General features: G+C 68.9%; 18 protein-coding genes. 7 read left to right on the top strand and 11 right to left on the bottom strand.

The window, feature by feature from the left end; genetic code table 11:
• Window positions 1-64: 64 nt before the first annotated feature.
• On the bottom strand, window positions 65-964 hold the full coding sequence (locus tag AB6807_RS22070) for a LysR family transcriptional regulator (protein ID WP_165840390.1): 900 nt from the start codon (window positions 962-964) through the stop codon (window positions 65-67).
• A gap of 246 nt (window positions 965-1,210) precedes the next feature.
• On the opposite strand from AB6807_RS22070, the gene AB6807_RS22065 reads away from it, so the two are divergent.
• Together AB6807_RS22065 and AB6807_RS22060 are read left to right on the top strand one after the other, a co-directional pair.
• Window positions 1,211-2,176 carry a Bug family tripartite tricarboxylate transporter substrate binding protein gene (locus AB6807_RS22065; protein ID WP_371086249.1) on the top strand — a complete coding sequence of 322 codons (966 nt, stop codon included), beginning with the start codon at window positions 1,211-1,213 and terminating at the stop codon, window positions 2,174-2,176.
• Window positions 2,177-2,300: 124 nt separating this feature from the next.
• Entirely contained in the window at window positions 2,301-3,623 is a 1,323-nt protein-coding gene (locus AB6807_RS22060; RefSeq protein WP_371086248.1) for an FAD-dependent oxidoreductase, read from the top strand.
• 14 nt (window positions 3,624-3,637) lie between these two features.
• On the opposite strand, the gene AB6807_RS22055 is transcribed toward AB6807_RS22060, so the two are convergent.
• Window positions 3,638-4,039, bottom strand: a complete 402-nt coding sequence (locus AB6807_RS22055) for a phage holin family protein (protein ID WP_116911010.1) — start codon at window positions 4,037-4,039, stop codon at window positions 3,638-3,640.
• Between the two features lie 257 nt (window positions 4,040-4,296).
• Here AB6807_RS22055 and AB6807_RS22050 point away from each other — a divergent pair, with 257 nt between their 5' ends.
• Window positions 4,297-5,691 carry a sensor histidine kinase gene (locus AB6807_RS22050; protein WP_371086247.1) on the top strand — a complete coding sequence of 465 codons (1,395 nt, stop codon included), beginning with the start codon at window positions 4,297-4,299 and terminating at the stop codon, window positions 5,689-5,691.
• Window positions 5,692-5,758: 67 nt separating this feature from the next.
• Here the strand turns inward: AB6807_RS22050 and AB6807_RS22045 are convergent, their stop codons facing one another.
• From AB6807_RS22045 to AB6807_RS22010, 8 genes are all read right to left on the bottom strand, one after another.
• Complete coding sequence (locus AB6807_RS22045; RefSeq protein ID WP_116911012.1) at window positions 5,759-6,361, bottom strand: response regulator transcription factor; 603 nt, start codon at window positions 6,359-6,361, stop codon at window positions 5,759-5,761.
• Between the two features lie 78 nt (window positions 6,362-6,439).
• Window positions 6,440-7,771 carry a tryptophan--tRNA ligase gene (locus tag AB6807_RS22040; protein ID WP_371086246.1) on the bottom strand — a complete coding sequence of 444 codons (1,332 nt, stop codon included), beginning with the start codon at window positions 7,769-7,771 and terminating at the stop codon, window positions 6,440-6,442.
• Between the two features lie 13 nt (window positions 7,772-7,784).
• A complete protein-coding gene (locus tag AB6807_RS22035; protein ID WP_116911014.1) occupies window positions 7,785-8,456 on the bottom strand; it encodes a site-2 protease family protein in 672 nt (223 codons plus the stop codon).
• Between the two features lie 41 nt (window positions 8,457-8,497).
• Window positions 8,498-9,133: an L-threonylcarbamoyladenylate synthase gene (locus AB6807_RS22030; protein ID WP_371086245.1), complete on the bottom strand. Its 636-nt coding sequence runs from the start codon at window positions 9,131-9,133 to the stop codon at window positions 8,498-8,500.
• A gap of 16 nt (window positions 9,134-9,149) precedes the next feature.
• On the bottom strand, window positions 9,150-10,127 hold the full coding sequence (locus AB6807_RS22025) for a DMT family transporter (protein ID WP_116911016.1): 978 nt from the start codon (window positions 10,125-10,127) through the stop codon (window positions 9,150-9,152).
• Complete coding sequence (locus tag AB6807_RS22020; RefSeq protein ID WP_116911017.1) at window positions 10,124-10,981, bottom strand: 3',5'-nucleoside bisphosphate phosphatase; 858 nt, start codon at window positions 10,979-10,981, stop codon at window positions 10,124-10,126. The genes AB6807_RS22025 and AB6807_RS22020 overlap by 4 nt, the downstream gene beginning before the upstream one ends.
• Window positions 10,982-11,078: 97 nt before the next feature.
• Window positions 11,079-12,122, bottom strand: coding sequence for a transporter (locus tag AB6807_RS22015; protein WP_116911018.1), 1,044 nt, complete (start codon window positions 12,120-12,122; stop codon window positions 11,079-11,081).
• 53 nt (window positions 12,123-12,175) lie between these two features.
• The gene (locus tag AB6807_RS22010) at window positions 12,176-13,810 is read right to left on the bottom strand and encodes an inorganic phosphate transporter (RefSeq protein ID WP_116911019.1); all 1,635 of its coding nucleotides are present in this window, start codon (window positions 13,808-13,810) and stop codon (window positions 12,176-12,178) included.
• Between the two features lie 158 nt (window positions 13,811-13,968).
• Between AB6807_RS22010 and ppk2 the strand changes: the two genes are divergently transcribed.
• Together ppk2 and AB6807_RS22000 are read left to right on the top strand one after the other, a co-directional pair.
• A complete protein-coding gene (gene ppk2 / locus AB6807_RS22005; RefSeq protein WP_207786743.1) occupies window positions 13,969-14,898 on the top strand; it encodes a polyphosphate kinase 2 in 930 nt (309 codons plus the stop codon).
• A gap of 100 nt (window positions 14,899-14,998) precedes the next feature.
• Window positions 14,999-16,045 (top strand): PHB depolymerase family esterase, encoded by a 1,047-nt coding sequence (locus AB6807_RS22000; RefSeq protein ID WP_371086244.1) that lies wholly within the window; start codon window positions 14,999-15,001, stop codon window positions 16,043-16,045.
• A gap of 13 nt (window positions 16,046-16,058) precedes the next feature.
• Here AB6807_RS22000 and AB6807_RS21995 read toward each other — a convergent pair whose 3' ends face one another.
• Complete coding sequence (locus AB6807_RS21995; RefSeq protein WP_371086243.1) at window positions 16,059-16,619, bottom strand: AraC family transcriptional regulator; 561 nt, start codon at window positions 16,617-16,619, stop codon at window positions 16,059-16,061.
• Window positions 16,620-16,725: 106 nt separating this feature from the next.
• Between AB6807_RS21995 and AB6807_RS21990 the strand changes: the two genes are divergently transcribed.
• Together AB6807_RS21990 and AB6807_RS21985 are read left to right on the top strand one after the other, a co-directional pair.
• Complete coding sequence (locus tag AB6807_RS21990; protein ID WP_371086242.1) at window positions 16,726-18,204, top strand: MFS transporter; 1,479 nt, start codon at window positions 16,726-16,728, stop codon at window positions 18,202-18,204.
• Window positions 18,205-18,292: 88 nt separating this feature from the next.
• Window positions 18,293-18,610 carry a nucleotide pyrophosphohydrolase gene (locus AB6807_RS21985; protein ID WP_116911023.1) on the top strand — a complete coding sequence of 106 codons (318 nt, stop codon included), beginning with the start codon at window positions 18,293-18,295 and terminating at the stop codon, window positions 18,608-18,610.
• Window positions 18,611-18,667 lie beyond the last annotated feature (57 nt).

The raw sequence follows: 18,667 nt of genomic DNA, 5'->3' as shown, positions 1-18,667 counted from the left end.
GGGCCGGATGATATTCAGCCTGCGCGTGCTGTCTCTCGGCAGAACATGGGATGGCGCCGCAGATTCAGGTGCGCTCCTTCTTCAGCTGCCGCAGCGCCGCCTGCGCATGCGCGATGAAGCGGCCCGCCAGCAGCGAGGGCGCGAAGTTGTCGTTGGTCACCGCGAAGATGTCGAAGGAGGGCGCCTTCTGTATCGGCCTGAAGCTCAGCCGGTCGGTCATGCAGCCGCGCGCGGTGAGATCGTCGACGATGGCCACGCCCGCGCCCGCCGCGGCCATCGCGCAGGCGCTCTGGCCGGCGCGCACCTCGATGCGCGCGTCGGGCTCGCAGCGTTGCTGCACGCACCAGTCGGCAATGATGCGGCCCTGCGGCGTGTCGGGGCTGAAGGCGATCATGCGTTCGCCCAGGATGTCGGCAGGCCTCAGCGTGCGCCGTGCCTCGAGCGCATGGCCGCGCGGGAACACGCCGGCCAGCGTCCACTGGCCGATGGGCCGCGCGGTGAGCAGCGGGTCGTCGATGGCCAGCGTGGAGATGGCCACGTCGGCCTCGTGCGCGGCCAGGCGCTTGACCATCTCCCTGGCCAGCAGCACCTCGAAGTAGATGCGCGCCGCCGGAAATTCCTCGCCCAGCGCGGTGAGGGCGCGCGGCACCATGTCCAGGCCGGTGCTGGGGCTGCACAGCACGCGCAGCGTGAGCATCTTGCCGTCCTTCAGCGCCTGCGCGCAGTCGTCGATGCGCGCCACGCCGCGGTACACCTGCTCGACCTCGGCGAACAGCGCCTGCGCCTCGGGCGTGGCCAGCAGCTTGCCCTTGCGGCGCTCGAACAGGCGAAGCCCGAGCTGCAATTCGATGTGCGACAGCATGCGGCTGATGCCCGGCTGCGACACGTGCAGCGAGCGCGCCGCGTCGGTGACGGAGCCGGCGAGCATGACGGCGCGGAAGACTTCGATCTGTCGGAGGTTCATGACTTGGCCCCGCACGATGGCGTTGTTCGATAACGCGATGTTATGGGCTTGCGATATGTTGGTATTTGCGGCGCGGGCGGGTGCTTTCTACGATCAGGGCTCTTTCCTGCACAAAAACCGAAGAGGCAACGAGACATGGTTTCAGCTACCGCCCTGCGTGGCATCACGAGCAGCGCCTCCCCTGGCATAACCCCTGGCATCACCGCTGGCGTTACCGCTGGCGTTACCCGCAGGCATGCGCTTTCCATGCTGTCGGCCGCCGCGCTGGCCGCCACCGCCGGCATGCACGCCGGCAACGCGGCGGCTGCCGATGCCTGGCCCACCAAGCCGGTGCGCATCATCGTGCCCTTCGCGCCGGGCGGCGGTGCCGACGGTTCGGCGCGCGTGCTGGCCGAGGTGCTGGCGCCGCAGCTGGGCCAGGCGGTGATCGTGGAGAACAAGCCGGGCGCGGGCAGCGCCATCGGCGTGGCGGCGGCGCTGCAAAGCCGCGACGGCCACACGCTGCTCATGGGCAGCAACAGCATGGTGATCAACCCCTCGCTCAACCCCAAGCTCACCTACGACGTGGCACGCGACTTCGACGCCATCGGCATGGTCTCGCAGCAGCCGCTGGTGCTGGTGGTGCCGGCCGAATCGAAAGCGAAGACCGTGGCCGACCTGGTGGCCCAGGCCAAGGCGCAGCCGGGCAAGCTGAGCGCGGGCAACAGCGGCACGGGCACGCTGGCGCACCTGACGGCCGAGCTGTTCGCGCAGGAGACGGGCACGTCGCTGGTCAGCGTGCCCTACAAGGGCGAGAGCGCGCTGATGCCCGACCTGATCTCGGGGCTGGTGTCGATGGGCTTCCTGAACCTGCCGAGCGTGATCGTGCACATCCGCTCGGGCCGGCTGCGCGCGTTGGCGGTGTCGTCGGCGCAGCCGGTGGCCGAGCTGTCGAGCGTGCCGACCTTTCGCAGCCTGAAGCTGCAGAGCCTGGAAGTGGAAGGCTGGGCCACGCTGGTCGCGCCCAAGGGCAGCATTCCGGCGGACGGGTTGGCGCGGCTGGAGAAGCTGCTTGCGGCGGCGCTGCAGTCCGAGGTGGTGAAGAAGCGCTTCGACGCGCTGAGCCTGGAAACTTTCACACGGGGCCGCGAGGCCACTGCGCAGTACCTGAAGGCCGAAGGGGGCCGGTGGGGGCAGGTGGTGAAGAGCCGCGGGATTCAGATCGATAACTAGGTTTCTGGGTTCGTTGTCCAGGGCGTGATCGTTGGGCAGTGCAGTCGTTGATTGCAGATCACCCGCCCCGGACGACAACGACCGAACCAGGTAAAGCAAACAGACACAGCAGCGACCCACTGAAATGAACACAGACATCAACAACAGCCACAGCGTGGAAGCCGACGTCGTCGTCTGCGGCGGCGGCGTGGCGGGCACCATGGCGGCGGTGGCGGCCGCCAGGCAGGGCGCTTCGGTCGTGCTGGTCGAGCGCTACGGCTTCCTGGGCGGCAACGCCACGGCCGGCGCGGTGGCGCAGTTCAACAGTTGGCAGACCGGCAACGGCCGCAAGGTGGTGGCGGGCCTGGCCGACGAAGTGGTCGCGCGGCTGCGGCGCTACGGCGGGGCGCGCGAGCACGAGCGCTTCGTGATGTCCACCGGCCACCACATGGACCGCGTCGAGTACGCGCCCGAAGTGCTGAAGCTGGTGCTCGACGACATGGTGGCCGAGGCCGGCGTGCGGCCGCTGCTGCATGCGAACCTGCTCGACGTCGAATGCGTCGCCAGGCGCGTCGTCGGCCTGCGCGTGCTGACCAAGGGCGGCGTGCTGCAACTGCGACCGCGCGTGCTGGTCGACGCGTCGGGCGACATGGACGCGCTGAAGCAGGCCGGGGCGCGCTTTCTCGACCTGGGCGACGGCGAGGCGCTGCAGCCCGCCACGATGATGTTCCGCTTCGGGCCCATCGACTTCGAACGCTTCGGCGCGCTGACCAAGCCCGAACTGGCCGCGCTGGCCGCACAGGGCTACGCGCAGGGCGGGCTGGCGCGCGCCGCGCTGCATTCGAGCCGCGACCCGTACTCGGACGACGGCTGGTTCAACATCAGCCGCCTGGGCATCGACGCCACCGACCCCATGGCCCTGGGCGCGGCCGAGATCGAAGGGCGGCGGCAGGCATGGAAGGCCGCGGCGTTCCTTGCGGCGTCGGTGCCCGGCTGCCAAGAGGGCCGGCTGCGCGCCTTCGCCACGCAGGTGGGCGTGCGCGAAACGCGGCGGGTGGAAGGCGACCATGTGCTCACGGCCGGTGAATTGCTCGAACCCGTGCAGTTCGACGACGCCATCGCGGCCGGGGCGTACCCCATCGACATTCATCCGGCACAGGGCGGCGCGCTGCACTACGTGCCGATGGACGCCGACCACGCGTACCAGATTCCGTACCGCAGCCTGGTGCCAAGCACGCTCGACAACGCGTTGGGGGTGGGGCGCGGCATTTCGGCCAGCCACGAGGCGCTGGCGGCGATACGGGTCATGACGATCTCGATGGCCGTCGGGCACGCGGCCGGCATTGCGGCGGCCATGGCGGTGAAAGAGGCGGACAGCGAAGGCTGGATGGGCGGCGCGCAGGTGCGCGCGGTGCCGGTGGCGGCGCTGCGCGAGGCGCTGCTGCGCGACGGCGCCGTGCTGGCCTAGAACTGCTCAGGCGCTCAGAGCCAGTTGCCGCTCTGCGGCATCTGCACCTTCTCGGCCGGGTCGTTGCTCGTCACGAACGAGCCGATGACGATGCTCAGCAGCGAGATGAAGATGCTCGCGAACAGCGCCGTCCAGAAGCCCGACACCCGGAAGCCCTTCACCAGCGCCGCCACCAGCAGGATCATCAGCGCGTTGATGACCAGCAGGAACAGCCCGAAGGTCACCAGCGTGAGCGGCAGCGTGAGCACGATCAGCAGCGGCTTGACGACCGCGTTGGCCAGCCCCAAGAGCAACGCCGAGACCACCAGCGCGCCGGTGCTGTCGAACTTGAGCCCGCGAAAAAGGTGGCTGGCCACCCACAGCGAAACGGCGGTGATGGCCCAGTGGATGAGGAAGGGGGTCAGGTTGTTCAGCATGTCGGGGCAGGTGTGGCGAAGAGGACGCGCCATGGTAGTCGGGCTGGTCGGGATGGGCGCGAAGCCCGAGCCCGGGCGGCCCGGGATTATTTCGGCGGGCGTTCATGGGGGTTGATCGATTGTTACCCCGTGAAACAATGGCGAACTGACCGGTAAACTCGCCGCTTTCGCGCCCCGGGGCCAGAGCGACCGGGGCTTTCTTTTTCGCCTGATCAACGAGGACCGTGCGCCCTATGGCCAATGCGTCGATCGCCAGCATGACCCCCGCCCCGGCCTCGGCCGACGAGGCCGAATCGTGGGTGCGCGGCGAGCTCATCCGCAGCCTGATGCGCTCCGCGAAGGGCTCGTACCTGGTGTCGGCACTGCTGATGCCGGCCATGGTCGGGCTGAACTGGGGCTACGCGGCCCGCTGGGAGCTGTTCACCTGGCTGGTGGCCGGCATTCTGGCCACGGCCTGCCGCGCCTGGGGTGCGCGCGTGTACGCGGTGCGCTACGCCGGTCGCAGCGCGGTGGCGCAGCAGCAGTTCACCGAGCGCTACGGCTTCGTCTGGAGCACCAGCGCGGTGGTCTGGGGCTTCTCGGTGATGCTGTTCTTCGAGCGCTCGCCGCAGGTCAACCAGTTCATGAGCTGGCTCATCGTGGCCGGCGTGGGCACCTTCCCGCTCAACGGGCTGGCGCTGCACCCGCCGCTGCTCAAGCGCTACGTCAACACGCTGTTCATCACCATGCTCGGGGCGGTGGTGGTGCGCATGGTCACGCTGCAGATGCAGCACCCGCAGTTCCAGTACGGCTACCTGATGCCGGTGCTGCCGGTGCTGCACTGGTTCCTGCTGCTGCGCGCCGGCCGGCACATCTACGAGACGGCGCGCAACAGCCTGGAGCTGCTGTTCCACAACCACATCCTGATCAAGTCGCTCACGCAGCAGCGGCAGGCGGCGGTGTCGGCGGTGGCCATGAAGAACCGCTTTCTGGCCAGCGCCGCGCACGACATGCGCCAGCCGGTGCTGGCGCTGTCGCTGTACGCCGACTGGCTGCGCAACGAGCCCGAGCTGGTGCTCGAGCTGGCGCCGAAGATCGTGCGCGCCACGCACGCGGTGAACGCGCTGTTCGACTCCATGTTCGACCTGGCGCGCATCGACTCGGGCCAGGTGCGCCTGCACGTGGAGCGCGTGGACGTGCCCGAGCTGTTGCACGACCTGGAGCTGCAATACCGCCCGGTGGCCGAGAGCCGCGGCCTGGACTTTCGGGTGCACGTGTGCGAGGGCTCGTTCCTGACCGACCCGATTCGCGTGCGCCGCATGATCGGCAACCTGCTGGCCAATGCCATCAAGTACACGACCGAGGGCGGCGTGCTGCTGGCCGCGCGCACCACGCGCGAAGGCCTGCGCGTGGAGGTGTGGGACACGGGCATCGGCATTGCGCCCGAGCACCTGCGCGACGTGTTCCTGGAGTTCTACAAGGTGGCCGACCATGCAGGCACGTCCGACGGCTTCGGCCTGGGCCTGGCCATCGTGGCGCGGCTGTCGCATGTGCTGGGGCACCCGGTGAGCGTGCGTTCGCGGCTGGGCAGCGGCAGCGTGTTCCGCGTGGCGCTGCACGACGCCGACGAGGCGGTGGCGCAGGCGCGGGTGACGGCGTCGGGCGGCGGGTGAGCGGCCAGGGCGGCCACCCATAAAAAAACCGCGCACTGCGCGGTTTTTTCATTTTCGGAAACGGAGGTCAGCCCGAGAGCAGTCCGTTGGTGCGCGCGTAGTGCAGCGCCTGCGTGCGGCTCTTCACGCCCAGGCGGCGGAACAGGCGCCACAGGTGGACCTTCACCGTGTGCTCGCTGATTTCCAGGTCGGTGGCGATGTCGCGGTTGCTCATGCCCTTGTCGAGCATGGCGATGAGCTGCGTCTGGCGCTTCGACAGCTTGCCGCTGTTGGCGGCCGGGGCGTCGTCGGTTTCCTCTTCCGAGCCGGCCATCAGCAGGCCGCGCAGGGCGGCTGCCAGCTCGTTGGAGCTGGCCGACTTCTCGATGTAGGTGTCGGCACCGGCCTCGATGCAGGCGTCTTCCATGTCGGCCGCGGGAGCGGCCGAGTACACGGCGATGGGCACGTTCGGGTAGACCTGCTTGACCGCGATCACGCCCGACACGCCGTTGGTGTCGGGCAGCTTCAGGTCCAGGCAGAAGAGCGTGGGGGCGCCACGCTGCTGCACGGAGCCCGCCAGCTTGTCGAGGCGCTCGAGTTCGACGATGTTCTCGGCCGGGCGCAGGCGCCGCAGGACCATCACGATCGCGTCGCGCATCAGGGGGTGGTCGTCGATGACATAAATGCTCATGTTTTCTTCCTTTGTGATCGCACCGTCTTCTCTCTCTGTTTCCTGCTCACCAGCGGATGGCCGATGGGCTCTTCCGGGTCAACTCCCTGGGTTGGTGGGCGTTGCCTCCGCCAGTGCCTCCAGCGCCTCGGTGACGGCGCGTGTTCCTTGTGTGTCGATGGGTTCGAGCTGGGCGGCCAGCGAGGCCAGGGCCTCGCCGCGCTGCGCCTGCAAGAGCGCGATGGTACGGCCCGCTTCCTGCGGCGATGTGAAACCACGGCTCTGCAGCAGGGTTTCGCCGCGCGCGTCCAGCAGCTTGAAATAGAAGAGGCCGTCGGCCTTCTCGCGGTACTGCTTGAAGCTCGGCCTGGCGACCTTCGCCGCCTTGGCCCCGGCCTTGTCCTTGCCGGCGGCCAGGTTGCGCAGGCCCACGGCGTGGCGCAGGCTGGTCATGAAAGGCTTCGACAGCGCGCGGGCCTTGTCGGCGCCGATGAGCAGGATGCGCTCGATTTCGGCGGGGTCGTTCATCAGCGCTTCGTAGCGCGCGCGCAGCGGGGCCACTTCCTGGTCGATGCGCTCGAACAGCGTGTGCTTGGCGTCGGCCCAGCTGATGCCGTCGGCATACGCCTTGCGCAGCGCCTCGGTTTCCTCGGCGCTGGCAAAGGCCTGGTAGATCTGGAACAGGGCGGAGCCTTCGGTGTCCTTGGGCTCGCCGGGCGCGCGCGAGTCGGTCACGATGCTGGAGATCTGCTTTTGCAGCTGCGCGCGCGGCGCGAACAGCGGAATCGTGTTGCCGTAGCTCTTGCTCATCTTGCGGCCGTCGAGGCCGGGCAGGGTGGCGACGGCGTCGTCGATCTCGGCGTCGGGCAGCGTGAAGTGCTCGCCGTACTGGTGGTTGAAGCGCTGCGCCATGTCGCGCGCCATCTCGATGTGCTGCACCTGGTCGCGGCCCACCGGCACCTTGTGCGCGTTGAACATCAGGATGTCCGCGCCCATGAGCACCGGGTACATGAACAGGCCGGCCGTGACGTCGGCGTCGGGGTCTTCGCCCTTGGCCACGTTCTTGTCGAGCTGCGCCTTGTAGGCATGCGCGCGGTTGAGCACGCCCTTGCCGGTCACGCAGGTCAGGAACCAGGTGAGCTCGGGGATCTCGGGAATGTCCGACTGGCGGTAGAAGGTGACGCGCGCCGGGTCGAGCCCGCAGGCCAGCCAGCTGGCGGCGATCTCGAGGGTGGAGCGCTGGATGAGCGCCGGCTCCTGCACCTTGATGAGCGCGTGGTAGTCGGCCAGGAAGAAGAAGCTCTGCACACCGGGCGCGACGCTTTGCCGCACCGAGTGGCGGATCGAGCCGACGTAGTTGCCGAGGTGCGGCGTGCCGGAGGGCGTGATGCCGGTCAGGACGCGCAGGGGAGCTTGGGAAGACGAGGCCATGGAACGAGGAAACTTAGAGCAGCAATGCCTTGAGCGGGGTGATGAGCAGGTTGATGACGTAGTAGCCCACGTCCATCAGCGGGCGCAGCCAGTAGTTGCTGACCACGCCGGCAATGACGAGGCCCATCACGATGAAGAAGCCGTAGGGCTCGATGCGCGCCAGGAACTGTTGCGCGGGGCCGTTGGGCAGCAGGCCCGCCAGCACGCGGCCACCGTCCAGCGGCGGCAGCGGAAACAGATTGAAGGCCCACATCACGAGGTTGACCAGGATGCCGCCTTGCGCCATCTTGATGAAAAAGGTTTCATTGACGCCGGAAGCCACCAGGGCCACCAGCACCAGCGCCCACAGAATGGCCTGGATGAAATTGGACACCGGCCCGGCCAGCGCCACCCAGATCATGTCGCGCTTCGGATGGCGCAACCGCCCGAAGTTCACGGGCACCGGCTTGGCATAGCCGAACAGGAAGGCGCCCGAGGTGGCGAAGTACAGCATCAACGGCATCAGGATGGTCCCGATGGGGTCGATGTGCTTCATCGGGTTGAGGGTGACGCGTCCCATGACCTCGGCCGTGTTGTCGCCGAAATGGCGCGCCACATAGCCATGAGCCGCCTCGTGCACGGTGATTGCGAAGATCACCGGCAGTGCGTAGATCAGTACGGTCTGTATCAGATTGGAAATATCCACCGGGCGATTGTGTCAGACGGAACGTGCAAAACAGCCCGAATTCACAGGCCCAGCACGGCCAATGCGCCGCGTCCCTGGCGCACCACGACCGGGTCGTCGCCCGTGCCCATGGGCGTCAGGTCGACCACGGTGGTGGGCTCGGACGCGCAGGCGCCGGCGTCGATGACCGCGCCGATCTGCTTCTCGAAGCGCTCGCGGATGGTCTGCGCGTCGTTCAGCGCCTCGGTCTCGCCGGGCGGGATCAGCGTGGTGGCCAGGAGCGGCGCGCCGTGCAGCGCCAGCAGCTCCAGCAGCACCTTGTGGTCGGGCACGCGCAGGCCGATGGTCTTGCGCTGCGGGTGGCTCACGCGGCGCGGCACTTCCTTGGTGGCTTCGAGCAGGAAGGTGTACGGGCCCGGCGTGGCCGCCTTCAGCAGCCGGTACTGCTTGTTGTCCACGCGCGCGTAGTTGGCCAGCTCGCTCAGGTCGCGGCACAGCAGCGTGAGGTGGTGCTTGTCGTCGACCTGGCGGATGCGGCGCAGCTGGTCGACCGCGTCCTTGTCGTCGAGGTGGCAGGCCAGCGCGTAGCTGGAGTCGGTGGGCACGGCCACGATCTCGCCACGCTCCAGCAGCGCAACGGCCTGCTTCAGCAGGCGCTGCTGCGGGTTCTCGGGGTGGACTTCGAAGTACTGGGCCATGTCTGGATTCTCCTGGTCAGGATTCGGCGGGTTCGATGGGCACGCGGCGCTCGCGCACCGTGAGCCATGCGCCGGCGGCGCCGCAGACCGCGATCATCGCCATGCCGATGAGCGAGAAGCGGTCGGGCACATGCGAAAAGATGAGCCAGCCGCCGAGCATCGCGAACGCGATCTGCGCATAAAGATAAGGGGTGAGCGTGGAGGCCGGCGCGCGCTGGTAGGCCAGGATGAGCATGAAGTGCCCCACCGTGCCCATGAACCCCATGAGGCACAGCAGCGCCCACCATTCCCACGAGGGCAGGGCGCTCCATGCGAAGGGCAGCGCCACCGACGCGATCAGCGTGCCGACCCAGCCCGTGTAGAAGTGCATGGTCAGGGGGTTCTCGGTCTGCGCCAGCTTGCTGGTGAGCACCTGGAACCACGCGTTCGTCAGCACCAGCCCCAGCGGCAGCAGGATGGCCCAGCTGAACGCGCTGCCGCCCGGGCGCAGGATGACCAGCGTGCCCGCGAAGCCCCCGGCCACCAGCGCCCAGCGCAGCGGCGACACATGCTCCTTGAGCGTGGTGGCGGCCAGCAGCGTGATCACCAGCGGCGCGATCAGCACGATGGACGTGAACTCCGCCAGCGGCATGTAGCGCAGGCTGAAGAACGCGAACACGCTCGAGGCCAGCAGCAGCGCCCCGCGCAGCACCTGGTAGCGCGGATGGCGCGTGCGCAGCAACCCCACGCCGTGCAGCGGCAGCAGCACCAGCGTGGTGGCCACCGCCTGGAAGGCATAGCGAAACCACACGCCCATGAGGATGGGCACGCCCAGCGTGGAGAACTTGGTGGCGGTGTCCAGCGTGGCGAAGCAGCCGACCGCCAGCACCACCAGGCCGATGCCCGCGAGGATGCGTTCGGACTCCCTGCTGCGGCTGGCCTGCTGGGCGGCGCGTGCATTGGCCAGCGCAACGGTCGCCGCGCTGTCGGTGCCGGGCCGCGGGCTCTGGCTCACTGCTGGATGCGGTCGCCGAGCAGTTCCCACACGGGAGTGAGCGCGCCGGGCAACGGCGGCAACTTGCCCAGGTCGCAGTGGCTTTCGTCGGGGCTGTGGAAATCGCTGCCGCGCGAGGCGGCGAAGTCGAACTCGAGCGCCTTGTCGGCGTACTCGACGAACTCGGCCGGCGTGTGGCTGCCGGTGACCACCTCGATGGCCTGGCCGCCGTGCGCCTTGAACTCGAGGAACAGCGCGTACTCCTCGTTGGCCGTGAACTTGTAGCGGCCCGGGTGAGCGATCACGGCCATGCCCTTGGCGGCGGTGATCCAGTGCACCGCGTCCTTCAGCGTGGCCCAGCGGTGCGGCACGTAGCCGGGCTTGCCTTCGGTGAGGAACTTGCGGAACACCTCGGGCGTGTCGCGGCAGTGGCCCTGCTCGACCAGGAAGCGCGCGAAGTGCGTGCGCGAGATGAGCTCGGGGTTGCCCACGAACTTCAGCGCGCCTTCGTATGCGCCCTGGATGCCGACCTTGGCCAGCCCCTCGGACATTTCCTGCGCGCGCTTGCCGCGGCCGCCGCGCGTGTCGTACAGGCCCTGCGACATGGCGGCGTCGTCGGGGTCGAAGCCCAGGCCGACGATGTGCACCGTTTCGTTGGCGAAGGTCACCGAAATCTCGGTGCCCGTGAGGTAGCGCATGCCGTTTGCACGCGCTGCCGCCGCGGCGCGGTGCTGGCCGCCTATTTCGTCGTGGTCGGTGAGGGCCCAGAGCTCCACGCCGTTGGAGGCCGCGCGCGCGGCCAGTTCTTCGGGCGTCAATGTGCCGTCGGAGACCACGGAGTGGCAGTGAAGATCGGCGTTGAGAATGGAGGACACCCCTGCATTCTATGGGGTCTGGAACATCGGTGCGGGCGCGTGGATGCTATGCAATGCGCTACTAAATAAATAGCATTACCGCACCGCTGGACGCGGCTCAGCGCTTCTTGCGAAAAGCCGCCCAGGCCGCCACCGCGGTGAAGCTGGCCACGATGGCCACCACGATCCAGAAGCCGTGCTTGTGGTCGGCCAGCGGAATGCCGCCCACGTTCATGCCGAACAGGCCCGCCAGGATGTTGATCGGCAGCGCCAGCACCGTGACCACCGTCAGCACGAACAGGCTGCGGTTGTTGTCCTCGTTCACGTTGGCGGCAATTTCTTCCTGCAGCAGCTTGATGCGCTCCTGCAGCGCCTGCATGTCGCGCAGCACCACCGAGAACTCCTCGGTCGAGCCGCGCAGCTCTTGCGCGTCGGGCTCCGACATCCAGGCCGGCGGCCCCTGCAGCAGGCGGAAGAGGGCGGCCGGCTCGGGCGCCAGCAGCCGCTGCAGCCGCACCAGCAGCCGGCGCAGCACGCCCAGGCGCGCGCGCTTGTGGTCCAGCCGGCCGGCCAGCAGTTCGTCTTCGATGCGGTCGATGCGCGAGGTCACGCCGCGCACGATCTTCACCAGCACGTCGGCCTGCGCGCGCAGCAGGTGCTCGAGCAGTTCGGTGCTCGAGCGCGGCGCGTCGCCGGCCTTTACCGCCGTGCGCAGCGCATCCACCGAGCGCAGCGGCTTGGTGCGCGCCGTGACCACCAGGCGCGGGCCCACGCTGATCCACAACGTGGAGATGTCCGAGGGCTCGAAGCTGAACTCGAAGTGCACGTCGTTGATGACGGCAATCAGCGAGTCGTCCGCGCGCTCGATGCGCGTGGAGGGCAGGCCTTCGTGCAGCGTCTCGTAGAAGGTGTCCGACAGGTTCGCGTGCCGCAGCAGCCAGCGCTCCGCGTGCGCGTGGCTCAGGTTGAAGTGCAGCCAGACGTAGGCCGGATCGCGCTCGCTGCATTCGCGCTCGCGCTCCTCGGCCAGCCACGCCGCGGCCTGCGCCGAGTCGATGGCCCGCGCGGGCTCGGGCGCCGAGGCGTCGAACAGGTAGCCGGAGATCAGCCCGGCTTCGTCGCCGCCGTAGGACTGGGCGGCGAGGTCATGAAATGCCGACAAGGTGCGTGGTCAGGAAAAGGAGCGGATCGAAAAACGCGAATCAGGCGGCGTGATCAGAAGACCCGCGTGAACAGCCAGTACAGCGAACCCGACAGCAGCATCGCCACCGGCAGCGTCAGCACCCAGGCCAGCGCCAGGTTGCGCAGCGTGGACATCTGCAGGCCCGAGCCGCTGGCCGTCATGGTGCCCGCCACGCCGGAAGACAGCACGTGCGTGGTGGACACCGGCAGCCCGTACATGTCGGCCGCGCCGATGGTGATCATGGCCACCACCTCGGCCGAGGCGCCCTGGGCGTAGCTCAGGTGCGTCTTGCCGATCTTCTCGCCCACCGTGACCACGATGCGCTTCCAGCCGATCATGGTGCCCAGGCCCAGCGCGATGGCCACCGCCACCTTCACCCACAGCGGAATGAAGCGCGTGGCGCTGTCGAGCTCTTCGCGGAAGGCGTTCACGCGCATTTTGGTGTCGGCGTCGAACTTGGCGGCGCCGCTCTTGTCGAGGTGGCGAATCGCTTCCGAGGCCAAATACATGTCGTTGCGAACGTTGGCCACGGCCTCGGCCGGCACGGCGGCCAGCGAGCCGTGCTTGCGCACCTGCTCGCCGATGCTGCCGGCGGTAATGGCCAGCGCCGGCACCACCGTGGGGGCGAACTCGCGGGTGCGCACATAGGTCGACAGCGCGTCGCGCGCGGCGGCGGGCTGCAGCGCCGGCAGCGAGGTCGGCACGCTGCGGTTGAGCGCGGTCTGCGCCATCTCGGCCACGGCCACGAACTTGATGGTTTCGTCGGCCGGCATCGCGCGGTTCAGCGCATAGGCCATGGGCACCGTGCCCACCAGGATCAGCATGATCAGCCCCATGCCCTTCTGGCCGTCGTTGGAGCCGTGCGCGAACGACACGCCCGTGCAGGTCAGGATGAGCAGGCCGCGAATCCACCACGGCGGCGGCGCGCTGCCCTTGGGTTCTTCGTACAGCGCGCGGTTCTTCACGAAGGCGCGCAGCGCCAGCAGCAGCAGCGCCGCGCAGCCGAAGCCCACCAGCGGCGACAGCAGCAGCGAGTAGCCCACCTTGGTGGCCTGCGCCCAGTCGACACCGCTGGTGCCGTCGCGCCCGTGCATCAGTGCATTGGCCACGCCCACGCCGATGATCGAGCCGATCAGCGTGTGCGACGACGACGCCGGCAGCCCCAGCCACCACGTGCCCAGGTTCCAGATGATGGCGGCGATGAGCAGCGCGAACACCATCGCGAAGCCCGCGCCCGAGCCCACCTGCAATATGAGCTCCACCGGCAGCAGCGCGATGATGCCGAAGGCCACCGCCCCGCTGGACACCAGCACGCCCAGGAAGTTGAAGAAGCCCGACCACACCACCGCGAAGTTGGGCGGCAGCGAGTGCGTGTAGATCACCGTGGCCACCGCGTTGGCCGTGTCATGGAAGCCGTTGACGAACTCGAACCCCAGCGCAATCAGCAGCGCCACGCCCAGCAGGATGTACGGCACCCAGGTGGTCACCGGCGCGCCCGAGGACGTCACGTCGCCCACCAGGCTCCAGGCCGTGAAGAGCAGGCCGGCGGCCAGCAACCCCACGAAGGTGATCAGCGTGAGCGGACCGGGCTTGGCATCGAGCTTGGGCCGGTGCGCGGCGCCGGGCGCCGGTGGCATCTCGGCTTTGGGGGCGGCGAGGGTGTTCATGGCGGCGGTTTTTTAAGCTGTTGGTATGCCGCGGATGGTGTTCCGGGTATATGACAACTTTGTGTCGGGACCTGTAAAAGAGCGTTCGTCCGTCACGCAGCGGTCATACAGGCGGCGCAGCATGCTTTTTCCTTCGCCTTCCCATTCGAGCTTCCATCATGCTGAACAGCGCCCTCCCGGACCACGAAGAACTGATGCAACGCATCGCCCGCGACCTGATCGACAGCTACGACGAAGAGCTCGAGCTCGAGATCGAGGACCGCAACATCGACGCGCTCGACCCTGCCGCCAGCATTGCCAGCAGCAGTGCCGACAAGGCCGCGCGCCAGGCCTACTTCAAGGAACTGTTCCGCCTGCAGGGCGAGCTGGTGAAGCTGCAGGACTGGGTGCAGCACAGCAAGCAGAAGGTGGTCATTCTTTTCGAAGGCCGCGACGCCGCGGGCAAGGGCGGCGTCATCAAGCGCATCACCCAGCGGCTGAACCCGCGCGTGGCCCGCGTGGCCGCGCTGCCCGCGCCCAACGACCGCGAACGCACGCAGTGGTACTTCCAGCGCTATGCCGCCCACCTGCCCGCCGCCGGCGAAATGGTGCTGTTCGACCGCAGCTGGTACAACCGCGCCGGCGTGGAGCGCGTGATGGGCTTCTGCTCGGACGACGAGTACGAGGAGTTCTTTCGCACCGTGCCCGAGTTCGAGAAGATGCTGGTTCGCTCGGGCATCAAGCTCATCAAGTACTGGTTTTCCATCACCGACGACGAGCAGCACATGCGCTTTCTCGGCCGCATCCACGACCCTCTGAAGCAGTGGAAGCTCAGCCCGATGGACCTGGAAAGCCGCCGCCGCTGGGAGGAATACACCAAGGCGAAGGAAATCATGCTCGAGCGCACCCACATTCCCGAGGCGCCGTGGTGGGTGGTGCAGGCCGTCGACAAGAAGAAGGCGCGCCTGAACTGCATCAGCCACCTGCTGGGCCAGCTGCCCTACAACGAAGTGCCGCACCCGACGGTCGAGCTGCCCGAGCGCGTGCGCCACGCCGACTACCTGCGCCAGCCGGTGCCGGCCAACATGATCGTGCCGGAAATCTACTGAAGCACGCCGGGGCCGGGGCCGGGGCCGGGGCGGGGACGGCCGCCGGGCAGGTTCCTGGCGGACAGCTAGGCCGCCCGGCGCTTTGCCTTCACACTGCGCCATGGCCCGCCGCTCCACCGCCTCCGTCTTCGCCCGCGCGTACCGGCGCAACCTGCGTGCGCTGACCAAGGTCACGCTGAGCAACAGCAAGCGCATCGCGGGCCAGGTGCAGCGCGCCGCCGCCAAGCGGCTGAAGCCACCGCCCGGCAAGGGCGACTGGCTCAGCGGCATGGCCGTGGGCGCGGGCGGGGCGCGGGGCTACCACCTGTTTCGCCCGGCCGACCTGCAGCTCGCGCCCGGCGAGAAGCTGCCGCTGATGGTCATGCTGCACGGCTGCGGCCAGACCGGGCGCGACTTCGCGGCCAGCACGCGCATGAACGCGCTGGCCGTGCGCCACCGTTTCCTGGTGCTCTACCCCGAACAAGACCGCCTCGCCCACCCGCAAGGCTGCTGGAACTGGTACGAGCGCCGCTCGGGCAAGGCCGACGCCGAGGCAGCCACGCTGATGGCCGCGGTCGACCAGGCCTGCATGCTCTACCCCGCGGACCGCGAGCGCGTGGCCGTCGCCGGGCTCTCGGCCGGCGCCAGCATGGCGGCGCTGCTGGCCACGCGCTATGCCAACCGCTTTCGCGCCGTCGTCATGCATTCGGGCGTGGCGCCCGGCGCGGCCAAGTCGTCGGCCACGGCGCTGGGCGCCATGCGCGGCAAGAACGTGCCGCCCATGCCCACCACCGCCGTCGGCAAGGCCATGGGCGCCGCGGCCGTCTTCGCCACCTTGCCGCCGATGCTGGTGCTGCACGGCGATGCCGACGCCGTGGTGGCACCGAGCAATGCCGTGAGCAGTGCTGCGGTGTGGGCCACGGCCCTGGGCGCGCGGCCCGGCATGCCGCGCAACATGCAGCGCGGCAAGCGCCGCGCCATGCAGGTGACCGACTTCAAGCGCAAGGGCCGCACCGTGGTCACGCTGTGCGAGATCGCGGGGCTCGGGCATTCGTGGAGCGGCGGCGCCTCGGCGCTGATGTTCAGCGACCCGACCGGGCCCGATGCCACGCGCATGGCGTGGGCTTTCGCGCTGGCGCAGTTCAAGGCGACGCAGAAGACGGTCTAGCAGCGTCGCGCTGTCATGCCGCGACCACGTCGCGCGCCGCGGCCCGCCACGCGCCCGGCGCCATGCCCTTTTCGCGCTTGAAAGCCTTGCTGAATGCCGCCTCCGAGTCGTAGCCGACCGCCTCGGCAATCGTGCCCACCGCGGCGTTGCCCTGGCCGAGCATGTTGCCGGCCTTGAACATGCGCCATTGCGTCAGGTATTCGAAGGGCGCCTGCCCCACGCGCTTCCGAAAGCGCTGCGCGAAGGCCGAGCGCGACAGGCTCGCGGCCGCCCCCAGCGACGCCACCGTCCAGTTGCGGGCGATGTCCTTGCGCATCGCGCGCAGGGCGGGGCCGATGCGCGCGTCGCCCAGCGCCGCGAGCCAGCCCGTCTGCGATTCGCCGTGGGCCGCGACATGCGCGCGCACCGCCTGCACGAAAACGATGTCCGCCAGCCGGCTCACCAGCAGGCTGGAGCCCAGGCCGGGCTGGCCGGTTTCCATCGCCAGCAGCTGCAGCGTGCCCTGCAGCGCGAGGGCGCGGGCCTCTCCATCTTCACGTGCAGCGGCACCGTCAGCAGGTTGAGCAGGGGGCACGCCGCGCGCTGGTCGACATGGAACCAGCCGCAGATCGATGACCTCCCGGCGATGACCTCCAAGGTCATTGCCGCCATGCGCCTTCCTCCCAACACTGGAGCCCACCATGACGCAGTCGCACTTCGCTGCCCCGGCAGCCTCGCTTCCTTCTACGGCCCGCGCGGCCGTGCCGGGCCGCCTCGCCCTGTGGGTGATGCTCAGCGGCACCTTCCTGGTGGTGCTGGACTTCTTCATCGTCAACGTCGCGCTGCCCTCGATGCAGCACGAGCTGCACGCCGGCGCCGCGACCTTGCAGCTGGTGGTGGCGGGCTACGGCCTCGCCACGGCGGCGGGCCTGGTCACAGGTGGCCGGCTGGGCGACCTGTTCGGCCGCCGCCGCATGTTCATGCTGGGCCTGCTGCTGTTCACGCTGGCATCGGCCGCCTGCGGCTTCGCGCCGAATGCCGAGCTGCTGGTGGCGGCGCGCGTGCTGCAGGGCCTGGCCGGCGCGCTGCTGCAACCGCAGGTGCTGGCGATGATCGGCTTGGCGTACACCGGCGAAGACCGGGCACGCGCCTTCGCGGCCTACGGGCTCACGCTCGGGCTGGGCGCCACGCTGGGGCAGCTGGTGGGCGGCGTGCTGATCCATGCGGACCTTGCCGGGCTCGGCTGGCGCAGCTGCTTTCTCATCAACGTGCCCATCGGCCTGCTGGCGCTGGTGCTGGCACCGCGCGTGATGCCGCCGCTGGCGAACGGCGGCCAGGGGCGGAGCGGGCTCGACCTCGTCGGCATGCTGCTGGTGGCCGCGGGCTCGGTGGCCGTGGTGCTGCCGCTGGTCGAAGGGCGCGAGCAGGGCTGGCCGCCGTGGAGCTGGGTGTGCCTGGCCGCGGCGCTGCCCTTGCTCGGCGCCTTCGCGCTGCAGCAGCGTCGCCTGGCCGCACGCGGCGGTTCGCCGCTGGTCGCGCCGGTGCTGCTGGCCGACGGCCGCTTCGTCGCCGGGTTGTTCACCACGCTGGCCTTCTACGTGGGCAACGCCTCGCTCTACTTCGTGCTGGCGCTGTACCTGCAGCAGGGGCTGGCGCTGGGCCCGTTGGCCTCGGGGGCGGTCTTCACTTCGCTGGCGGTCGGGTTCTTCGCCACGTCGATGGCCGCCGCGCGGCTGGCGCGGCGCTTCGGCGGCAAGCCGCCCATCGCGCTCGGCGCGCTGGTGCTCGCGACGGGGCATGCACTGCAGTTCGCCAACGTGGCCGGCTGGCCGGGGCACACGCATGCGGCGCATGTGGTCGCGTGGATGGTGCCGCTGCTGCTGGTGCAGGGCGCCGGCCTGGGCATGGTGATGGCGCCGCTGGTGGCGACCGTGCTGGCCGGCCTGCCGCCGCAGCACGCGGGCGTGGCGTCGGGCGTGCTGTCGATGGTGCAGCAGGCGAGCAACGCGCTGGGGGTGGCGCTGATCGGGATTCTTTTCTACGGGCGGCTGGGACAGGGGGCGGATGCGGCCAGTTACTCCGGGGCGTTCGGCGTGGCGTTGCTGTACCTGGTGGTGTCGGCGCTGCTGGTGGCGGTGCTGCACCGGCGTGGAAGCCGGGCAACGCCAGCGCCCTCGTGACGACGTACCCAATCTGGGCTTGTACAAGCCCAGATTGGGCTTCTTCAGGGAGCCCATGCCACACTCGCCGCCCGATTACAGGTGCGCCATGGACTCCGATCTGAAACTTCTGACCCAAGCCCTGCGCGACTTCGCCCAGGCCCGCGACTGGGAGCAGTTCCATTCCCCCAAGAACCTCGCCGCCGCGTTGTCGGTCGAGGCGGCCGAATTGCTCGAGCACTTCCAGTGGCTGACCGAGGCGCAGAGCCGCTCGCTGCCGGCGGACAAGCGCGCCGAGATCGGCACCGAGATCGCCGACGTGCTGCTCTACCTGCTGCAGCTCGCCGACAAGCTCGGCATCGACGTCGTCGAGGCGGCCAGAAGCAAGATGCTCCTCAACGCGAAGAAGTACCCCGCGCAAGGTTGACTCCCGCTGAGTACCTCCGTGTACGCCACCCGGCGTATTTCACCTTCATGGTGCATT

This window comes from Variovorax sp. RCC_210, from assembly GCF_041355175.1.
Lineage (GTDB): Bacteria > Pseudomonadota > Gammaproteobacteria > Burkholderiales > Burkholderiaceae_C > Variovorax.
The sequence above is the reverse complement of the archived record's forward strand: the minus strand, read 5'-3'. Positions and strand labels throughout refer to the sequence as shown.